Source organism: Chrysiogenia bacterium (assembly GCA_020434085.1).
Classification (GTDB): Bacteria; JAGRBM01; JAGRBM01; order JAGRBM01; family JAGRBM01; genus JAGRBM01.
Map to the genome: position 1 here is coordinate 1 of JAGRBM010000428.1, position 8,862 is coordinate 8,862.

Here is an 8,862-nt window from a genome sequence, read left to right on the forward strand (position 1 = left end):
GTCGTGCCCTGCCGCTTGAGCAGGCGCAGCTTCTGCCAGATCAGGTGGCGAGCCTGCGGGTCGAGGCCCGTTGTGGGTTCGTCGAGAATGACCAGGTCGGGCGCGTTGACCAGTGCGCGCGCAATCAGCAGACGCCGGCGCATGCCGCCCGAGAGCTTGTCGATGTTCACGTCGCGCTTGTCTTCGAGGTGCACGAATTCAAGGAGGTCTTCGGCGCGGCGGTGGGCCTCCGCGCGCGGCACGCTGAAGTAGGAGGCGAAGACGAGCAGGTTCTCGTAGGAGGTAAGCTCTTCGTCGAGGGTGTCGTCCTGGGTGACGACGCCGAACCTCGCGCGCACCTGGCGCGGGCGGTGCTGGATGGGCGTGCCGAAGAGCTTGATCTCGCCGCCGCTGATGTGGGCCTGCCCGGTCATCATGCGCAGCGTGCTCGTCTTGCCCGCGCCGTTGGGGCCCAGCAGGCCCACGCACTCGCCGCGCTCCACCGAAAACGAGAGCGCGCGCACGACCTCGTCGGCGCCGTAGCGCTTGGTCACGTTGCTGAGTTCGACGATGGGCGTGTTCACAAACGGATGCCGCTTCCCTTGGGGGAATGAGAGTTCAAGCCTTCGATGCGTGCCTTTGGGAAAAGTTTCAGGCTTTTTCTACAGTGAGTTTCTTGGCGTCGTGGCCGTCGCGGACGAGGAAATAGTCCGCGCCGTCGTCGGGACCCTTGAAGGCGACCTTGCCCTCAAAGCTCGTTTCGACTTCCTGCAACAGGAACTTCAGGAAGGAGACGTTCGTCTCCTTGATGCGCTTGAGTTGGGCCAGGCCCTCTGGATCTCCGGATAACTGCATCGAGCGCCCCTTCGAAGCTCCCCGCGGCGACTTCCCTCACGTCTGGCGTATAGGAAGTCTAGTCCTCCGGTGCGCCGGCGTCCAAGGGCGGTCGCCCCGAAGCTTCGGGGCGGGCCTTCAGGGACTTTTGGGCCCCCAGCGCGCGCTCAGTACCACTCTTCGTACTTGGGCCAGCGCAGGGTGTCGTAGATTTCCTTGAGCTTGGCGCGGACCTCTTCCTTGTCGAAGGTCTGCTCCACTTTCGGCTCTCCCAGGAAGTAGAGCTTCACCTTGTCGCCCTCGACGGGATCCCCAAGGTTGTGGACGGCAAAGCCCCCGTAGAAGATGAGAACGCCCAGGCCCAGGTTGTGGCTGAGCACGCGCCAGGTGGTGCGCAAGAAGAGGTGCGCCGGGAGCTGCGTCTCGCGCCCGTCGGCACTGATGATTGCGGTCCAGCCCTTGCGGGTAAAGGTGAACTTGCCGTAGCTGATGGAAACCGGCTCCTCGAACGCGGGTTCGCCGGGGTTGGCTGCAACTGCTGCTGCACTCATCGTTCGGGATCCTTTCTGAACCAGATCACCGCGCAGCGGCGAGAATCGCCCGTGCCGGTGATGGTGAAGCTGCCGCCGGCGGGAATCTCCAGCAGGTCGCAGACTTCGAGCTCGGCGCTGCCGGCCTCGGCACCATCGCCGCCCGTCAGTGCCAGATGCGGCGAGCCGCGGAAGACCAGCACGTAGCTCTTGGTATCGGAGGAGAACGGCTTCTTCGGTCCGCCGGCCGAGACGATCAGGTCGAAGCGCGTGTCGTCGACGCGGGCGACCACTTCGGGGGCGTCCTCGGCGCGCCTGGCATCCGCCACCATCGCGCGCAGCGGCACGAAGCCCGCGCGCTCATCGAAGATGGGGGAATTGCTCGTGATCTTGGTCGGGGTGAGGTCCATGTCCTCGAAGTCGGGATGGACCTCGATTTCCGCGGGGGGCTCCAGCGTGGTGCATTTGTTCTTCTGCGAGGACTCGTTGTAGCGCACCGGCCCCTTGGCGCAGTAGACGGTCGAGAGAATGCGGAAGCGCGCGCCCTTCGAAGGCGGGCGGTACTCCATGAAGCGCTTGAGATACCCCGGCCAGTGGGCGAGCCCCACCGGGTGGAGCACGATGTCGCCGATCTTGCTCAGATACGCGCCCAGCTCCTCGCCCGTATCGGGATCCATGAGGTAGGTCTTGGCATCGATGCCGTCGATGGGAGCAAAGCCCGTCGGGAACACCAGGTTGAACTCGTCGGAGTAGTTCACGTGGCCGAAGAAGAGCGGCTCGCTCGCACAGACGACCTCGATGACGGCCTCGCCGATCTCGGCGATGATGGTGAGCTGGTGTTCGAGCTGCTTGGGATTGGCCGCCCAGACGCGCAGGTTCACCAGGGAAAAACCCTCGGGGCTTCCCTTCAGGTGCAGCGCGCCGGGCCGGATGTCCCAGCGCTCAGCCGCCGGATGGACTTCGTAACTCGCCTCCATGGCCACTCTCCTCGAGGCCCGCGACATTGACTGACGCGGGCGTCATTTCCGCAGAGGTAGATAGCGCACGGGGCGGGGGCGGTCCACTGGGGGGCTAGGGATACTCGGGAAGCTTGCCCTCGGACTCGCGCTTTTGCTGCTCCTCGAGCGTCACGGCCGTGGGAAGCGGGTCGATCTTTTCGGAGACTGCGTCGTAATTCTCGCACTCGGTGGCGTTGATCTCGATGAAGCGTTTCCACTTCTCGGGCACCTCGTCCTCGGGAAAGATTGCCTGGACCGGGCAGGCGGGCACGCACGCGTCGCAGTCGATGCAGGTTTCGGGATTGATGTAGACCATGCGGGGTCCCTGGTGGAACGCCTCGACCGGGCAGGCCTCAACGCAATCGGTGTAGCGGCAGTCCACACAGTAGTGGGTAACGACATAAGCCATGGTGATGCTCCCTCCTTCGGCTTGGCCGCGAAAACCCCGCGTTCGCACGCAAGTCCCCGCGGCGTTTGATGTGTCCACCATGCCAATCCTGGAAAAAGCCCGCAAGGGTTGACCCTTCGGCGGGAAATTACGACGAATACAAAAATCCCGGCGGGCGGTCACCGGGATTGCTCCCCGCGTCGTTGGGCGCCTGCTGCCTACGTTGGTGCGGGATGGAGAAAAGGTTGGTGGCCGTTTTTCGGGGAAAGCCCCTTTTTGATTATTCTGCGGCCTTTAGTCTTTCCAGAACTTGACCAAAATCCAGGGTGTAAGCGTTAACCTTTCCGGTCTGGTCAATTGAAACAAACGCAATCGGTCGCACCTGTTGTTTCTTGTCTCCAAACTGAATGGCCAAATCGATCACCCACGATCCGTCTGTCTCCGTTCGAACAGATGCAGCGTAGGTATTCCACTGGGGATTCCGAATCTCTGCAAGAAAGTCCTCTGGAATGCGGTGATCCCGTCCAGCTACTTCGACATTCATTTTATCGATCAATAAGTCCGAGGCTTCCCAATGAAATTCGAACTTGCTTCTTATCGCTCCAACCGGTTGCTCAAGCTCTCCGTTAAATTCGAGAGTCTTCCATAGAAATGGGTAGGGCGATGTAGCAGACGCGCTACTCGCCGCAACCAACACACAGATACCCCAGTACAGAAAGATTGATCGGCGCATTCTCAGCTCCTGTTCATTCCGAAGCGCGGCTGGCAATGGGAGTCAATCTGGTTGAAGTCCGACCGCTTGGCGAAGTCCCATTATGGTTGCCGGATTTTTGGAGATTGTTGGGAAGGCGGAAATGGTGTTGTGTGCAAAGTCTCCGCGGTCATCGCGTGTCTACTTCTTCTCTTTCGCCTGGGTCCGGAACTTCACCTTGGTGCCGCCGGAGTCTTTTTCTTCTCCGGCGGGTTCGAATTCCACTTCGATCTTCATTTTCATGCCGGTCATGGCGTTGCGGACGATTTCCTCGGGGGTGGTGTCCTGGAAGACCTTGGCCACTTCGCGGGCGATGGCGTCGAAGAGTTCTTCCTTGCTCTTGGAGGACTGGCTGACGATGTAGCCGGTGAGGTCCTTGGGGACCTTGAGCTCGGCGAGCTGGCGCCGGATGCCGTCTTCGGTCAGGAACAGGGCGCCCAGACCTGTGTAGAAGGTTCGCTTCATGACGTCGGGGACCAGACCTTCAATCCGGGCTGAAAGGGTGCGGGCCTCGCGCTCGTCTCGGTCGTCGAATTCCTCGCTCACGGCGGTGTCCTTCCTGCTGGTCGCCACGGGGGCTCTCCCGCCTTTTTCTGCGGGGCCCGGCGCTGCGCACCTGTTCGATGGGGAGCATTCTACACCCAATCGGCCCCGTAGCGGAAACCTCGTTTTGTTTCAGGCAGCGGCCTTCAACTAGGATGGGCGCGCCGGAGCGGTGGCAGGTGCACGCCGCCCCTTCGGCAGGGTCCGCCCGGGGCGGCCCGCATCTTTTCGGGGGAAGCCTCAGACGCATGGGCGTGTCCGTTCGATATCTGCTGCTTGTGCTGCTGGCGTTGCTGGCGGCGCCGCTGCGCGCCCTGGCGCAGCCTTCGGACAGCGCGCCCGCGGCAAATGCCGCCCCTGCGCAGGCCGAAGTTCCCGGCCAGCCCGCCCCGGCCAAGGAAGGCACGCCCGAAGAGCGCGCCCGCGCCGCCGATCACGAGCGCCGGGGCATCGAGTGTTACGAGAACCTCAACTACGGCTGTGCGCGCGCCGAGCTGCAAAAAGCGCTCGCCCTGCACGAGACGGTCTCCATTCACCAGTATCTGGCCTACACCCTGGTCGCCCTGGGCGAGGAAGAGGGCGCGGTCGATCACTTCGTTCGCATCAAGCAACTCGATGCAAGCTACGCCCTCTCGCGCAAGAAGGTCTCGCCCAAGATCTACCGCGCCTACCGCATCGCGCTGCACCGGCATGAGGCCGAAGAGCGCGCCCGCGAGCGCAACCTGCTCACGCGGAGCCGCACGCAGATCGATGACTTCTTTACCGGCCTTGTCGAGCCCATCCAGGAGTCCGAGATCTCCTGGTTCGAGGTGGACTTCGAGGACCGCATCCAGATGGAGCTCTTCGTCGGTTACTCCCTGATGGTGGGTGATGAAGTAACCCCTGTGGCCAACGGCTTCGAGGCCGGGCCCACCTTCGGCGGGCAGTTCCTCTATGCCATCAACGAGAACCTGACCGTCGGTCCGAGCATCCGCTACTCCAACCACTTCGAGACCGCGCGCCCCGGGCCGCGCTCGCTGGACATCCTGCTCACCGGCGGCGAGGTCCGCCTGCAGGAAGTCACCCGCACCTTCCTGTTCTTCATGGGCCTTGGCGGCGGCGCCGCGCTCATGGGCTTCGACGGGGTGGGCGACGAGCTGGGCTGGTACGTGGCCCCCACGGCCGGCGCCCACGCCATCGTGACCAAGAACCTCTCGCTGGGCGTTCGCGCCGGGCTGACCCTGCTCCAGCGCACGGCCAACGTCACCGGCAAGGACACGGCGCTCGAAGTGCCGGTCATGTTCGAGCTGAGCTACCTGTACTGAGGCCTGCGGGCCGTCATCCTTTTTCGTCCACGTCCACGCCTGCCCTGAGCTTGCCGAAGGGTCCACGTCCGTTGTTCCCTCCCCGTGGCGGGGAGGGCAGGGAGGGGTTCTTGGGGCAAGCTCGCACCAACCCCCTCCGGCCTTCGGCCACCTCGCCCGCTACGGGGGAGGGAGGAAGCAAAGGCGCGCAGCGCGCGTTCACCCCTCACCCTCGCGTCGCTCGACCTCTCCCCTTTGGGGGAGAGGTGCTGATCAGGGCGCGCAGCGCGCGTCCTTGATTCCCTCCCGCTGATTTCCTAACCTGCCGGAATCTCAAAGGAACGTGGGAATTCATGGCAACGGCGCTCCGTAGTGTATTGGACACGGTTCAGGCCTCGCGGGTGGTCATTCGCGATGTGAACCGCTTTCGTCAGATCGTCACCGTGCTGGCGCGCCACGGATTCGGCGCGGTCCTCCAGCAGCTCAACCTCAACGAAACCTGGCTCAAACCGATCCTTCGGCAGGCGCCCGCCGAAGACGCCTCGCAGGTCTCGGTGGAGAAGCGCATCCTCCATGCCATGCAGGAGCTGGGCCCGACCTTCGTGAAGCTCGGCCAAATCCTCTCGACCCGTCCCGACCTCGTGCCCGCCAGCCTGATCGACGAACTCACGAGCCTGCAGGACCAGGTGCCCGTCTTTGCCTGGGAACAGGTGAAGGAACAGGTGGAGCGCGAGCTGGGCCGGCCCATCTCCGAGGTGTTCGAGGAATTTTCCGAGACGCCGCTGGCCAGCGCGTCCATCGCGCAGGTGCACGTGGCAAAGCTCAAGGACGGCGAGGAAGTCGTCGTCAAGGTGCAGCGCCCGGGCATTCAGCCGCAAATCGAAGCCGACGTGGAGATCATGGCCTTCCTGGCCAAGCAGCTCGAAGCCAACTTCCCCGAGACCAAGCTCGTCTCGCCGCTGGGTATTGTTCGCGAGTTCGAAAAATCGATCATGAAGGAAATCGACTTCCGCACGGAGGTCGAACACCTCGAGCGCTTCCGCCGCCAGTTTCAGGGCGTCGAGCACGTCCACTTCCCCGATCCGATCAAGGAATACTGCACCCGGCGGATCATGGTGATGGAGTTCATCCGTGGGGTGAAGGTCACCGAGCTCGGAGACGACTCCAAGTACGACAAGAAAGAGATCGTCCGCACGGGCTTCAAGATCGTCTTCAAGATGATCTACGAGGACGGCTTCATCCACGCCGACCTGCACCCGGGCAACATGCTCATCCGTGGCAGCAATGAAGTCTGCATCATCGACTGCGGCCTGGTGGGGATGCTCACGCCCAAGCAGCGCGAGTACATCACCGACCTGCTCATCCAGCTCGTAAAATCCGACTTTCACGGCCTGTGCCGCGTGCTCTGGAAGATGGGCATCCACAACAAGCCCGAGGAATACTTCGACGTCTTCGAGGCCGATGTCTCGCCGATCCTCCAGAAGTGGTTCGTCGGCACGGAGATTTCCGAGATCGAGTTCGGCGGCCTGTTCAAGGACTTCGTCGACGGCGCCATGCGCCACGGCATCATCATGCCGCCCGACTACACCATGACCTTCAAGGCGCTGGTGACCATGGAGGGCATCGGCAAGCAGCTCGATCCCGAGATGGACCTGCTCACCGAGGCGCAGCCCTACGTCAGCAAGCTGCTCATGGAGCGCTACAGCCCCCGGCGCATCCTCTCGGAAGTCTACGAGGGGGTGAGCACCTTCGTGCAGGCGGTGCGCTACCTGCCCGACCGGGCCAACACCGCGCTCGAACAGCTCAAGCAGGGCCAGATCTCCATCGGGATGGAACTGGCCGAGACGCGCCGCGCGCTGGCGAGCTATCAGAAAGCCCAGAACCGCAACCAGCTCAGCATCGTCATTGCCGCGCTGCTGCTGTGCGGAACGCTGACCGTCGAATTCACGCAGTTCGAGCTCTTTGGTCTTCCAGGCCTCAGTGTTGTATTTTACGCCCTCGCCGGCGTCCTCGGACTCGGCTGGTTTCTCGGTATCTTGAGATCCGGAGGGGCTTAAACAGCCCCCCGCGACGGGCGTTTGCACTTGAACACGCAGAAGATTTTCCAGACAGATCACAAGCAAAGCCGGATGCGCACCTGCATCCGGCTTTCGCTCTTGGCGCTGCTCCTGGCGACGGGAATGTTCGCGCCGGGGCTCGCGCGCGCGGCGCCCAATGAAGAGAAGTTGACGCTCGATGGAGCCGGCACGCAGACCAATGCCCCGATGGCGGCGGCGGCTTATGCGCCGCTGGGCCTGCTCCTGGTGGCCAACCATGACAGCGACACGGTCAGCGTGTTTGAGATGCCTGTTCTGGGGCCCGTGCTCGACAGCATGGGCGACCCGCTGACTCTTTCGGTCGTGGACCAGCCCGTGGCCATCGCGATCTGGGATGACACCAGCGTGATGCAGTCCACGCCGACCGTCGCCTACGCCTTTGTCGCGGGTTACGGCGACAGTGCGATCAGCGTGATCGACCTGTTTGCGGAGCCGCCGGTGGTGCTTACCGACCGGGAGATCGACCTGACTCTTGATGAGGACATCAACACGCCCGGCCCCACGGCGCTGGCGGTCATGGGGGATGAGCTCTTCGTGGCGACCAACGGGGATGGAACGGTGATGCGTTACGACATCACCGACCTTCCCGGCATGACGCCCGCGCATGTTGATTTTCCGGTGGATACGACCGATCGCACCAGCAATGCCGGCAATGCCATCGCGTGTACTGCAACCGCGACGGTCTCGCCTGCCGGGGCAAAGCCGCGTTCGCTCACCGTATTTGAGGGCTTTCTGTGGGCGGGCTGTACCGACGGCTCTGTCAGCCAGATCAGTCCCTCCGACGGCGCGGTGACGCGGATTTACGACAACACGGGCGGTCCCAGTCAGGCCGCGGCCCTGGCGGGCGATCCGCGCGGGAACGAAATCCTGTATGTGCTCGATGACGATGCCACCGGTGAGCGAGGCATCTACGCGCTCGATTTCACGGGCGGCACATTGGCCGATCCCCCGTACATCGAGAACATTTGCGATCAGGGCAACGCCCCGCGGCGCAGCATCCCCATCCCCAGCGGCAATGCCACGGCGATGGTTCCCTACGACGATCCGAGCGACACCACGAACTGGCTGGTGGTGCTCAGCACGAGCAGCACCGGGAGCAACCTGACGCTCGTCAACGTCGCAAGCATCGATCCCGAAGGAGATGTGCCCGAGTGCACCCTCGACGCCGAGGACGGAATCTCTTTTACCGTGCCGCTCACCCTGGGCGATCCGGTGTTCTCCACAACCACGACACCAAATGACCTTTCCCAGCAGATCGGGGTGTATGGCAGCTACATCGCCGTGCCCAACTACCGCGCGAGCGGCGGCGCCGACATGGTCTCGCTCGTGACGGATGCGGCGCTCCTCGAAGAAGCCGGACCCGCGGTCCTGGCCTTCGGGTACAACGACGGTGACGCGATGACCGTGGAAGACAACAACGTGAAGACCCAGGTGGATATGGTCTTCACGACAGACGAAGA

Annotated in this window: 10 protein-coding genes; 3 read left to right on the forward strand and 7 right to left on the reverse strand. The window is 63.1% G+C overall.

Going from position 1 to position 8,862, the window contains the following annotated elements; all coding sequences use genetic code 11:
* The 7 genes from KDH09_14695 to KDH09_14725 form a co-directional block, all read right to left on the reverse strand.
* The coding region (locus KDH09_14695) for an ABC transporter ATP-binding protein (protein MCB0220944.1) at positions 1–563 on the reverse strand (563 nt) is incomplete at its 3' end.
* 67 nt (positions 564–630) lie between these two features.
* Positions 631–834, reverse strand: coding sequence for a hypothetical protein (locus tag KDH09_14700; GenBank protein ID MCB0220945.1), 204 nt, complete (start codon positions 832–834; stop codon positions 631–633).
* Positions 835–980: 146 nt separating this feature from the next.
* Complete coding sequence (locus KDH09_14705; protein ID MCB0220946.1) at positions 981–1,364, reverse strand: hypothetical protein; 384 nt, start codon at positions 1,362–1,364, stop codon at positions 981–983.
* A complete protein-coding gene (locus KDH09_14710) occupies positions 1,361–2,320 on the reverse strand; it encodes a hypothetical protein (GenBank protein ID MCB0220947.1) in 960 nt (319 codons plus the stop codon). Before KDH09_14710 ends, KDH09_14705 begins: the two co-directional genes overlap by 4 nt.
* A 94-nt stretch (positions 2,321–2,414) precedes the next feature.
* Entirely contained in the window at positions 2,415–2,750 is a 336-nt protein-coding gene (locus KDH09_14715) for a ferredoxin family protein (GenBank protein MCB0220948.1), read from the reverse strand.
* A 259-nt stretch (positions 2,751–3,009) separates the two neighbouring features.
* The gene (locus tag KDH09_14720) at positions 3,010–3,462 is read right to left on the reverse strand and encodes a hypothetical protein (GenBank protein MCB0220949.1); all 453 of its coding nucleotides are present in this window, start codon (positions 3,460–3,462) and stop codon (positions 3,010–3,012) included.
* 159 nt (positions 3,463–3,621) lie between these two features.
* On the reverse strand, positions 3,622–4,053 hold the full coding sequence (locus tag KDH09_14725) for a hypothetical protein (protein ID MCB0220950.1): 432 nt from the start codon (positions 4,051–4,053) through the stop codon (positions 3,622–3,624).
* A gap of 218 nt (positions 4,054–4,271) precedes the next feature.
* On the opposite strand from KDH09_14725, the gene KDH09_14730 reads away from it, so the two are divergent.
* From KDH09_14730 to KDH09_14740, 3 genes are all read left to right on the forward strand, one after another.
* Positions 4,272–5,327, forward strand: coding sequence for a hypothetical protein (locus KDH09_14730; protein MCB0220951.1), 1,056 nt, complete (start codon positions 4,272–4,274; stop codon positions 5,325–5,327).
* A gap of 332 nt (positions 5,328–5,659) precedes the next feature.
* Entirely contained in the window at positions 5,660–7,363 is a 1,704-nt protein-coding gene (locus KDH09_14735) for an AarF/ABC1/UbiB kinase family protein (GenBank protein MCB0220952.1), read from the forward strand.
* Positions 7,364–7,390: 27 nt separating this feature from the next.
* On the forward strand, positions 7,391–8,862 hold a 1,472-nt coding region (locus KDH09_14740; protein MCB0220953.1), incomplete at its 3' end, for a hypothetical protein.

Coding starts and splice junctions, on each gene's coding strand:
- KDH09_14700 (MCB0220945.1), bottom strand. CDS start 834: ATGCAGTTATCCGGAGATCCAGAGGGCCTGGCCCAACTCAAGCGCATC.
- KDH09_14705 (MCB0220946.1), bottom strand. CDS start 1,364: ATGAGTGCAGCAGCAGTTGCAGCCAACCCCGGCGAACCCGCGTTCGAG.
- KDH09_14710 (MCB0220947.1), bottom strand. CDS start 2,320: ATGGAGGCGAGTTACGAAGTCCATCCGGCGGCTGAGCGCTGGGACATC.
- KDH09_14715 (MCB0220948.1), bottom strand. CDS start 2,750: ATGGCTTATGTCGTTACCCACTACTGTGTGGACTGCCGCTACACCGAT.
- KDH09_14720 (MCB0220949.1), bottom strand. CDS start 3,462: ATGCGCCGATCAATCTTTCTGTACTGGGGTATCTGTGTGTTGGTTGCG.
- KDH09_14730 (MCB0220951.1), top strand. CDS start 4,272: ATGGGCGTGTCCGTTCGATATCTGCTGCTTGTGCTGCTGGCGTTGCTG.
- KDH09_14735 (MCB0220952.1), top strand. CDS start 5,660: ATGGCAACGGCGCTCCGTAGTGTATTGGACACGGTTCAGGCCTCGCGG.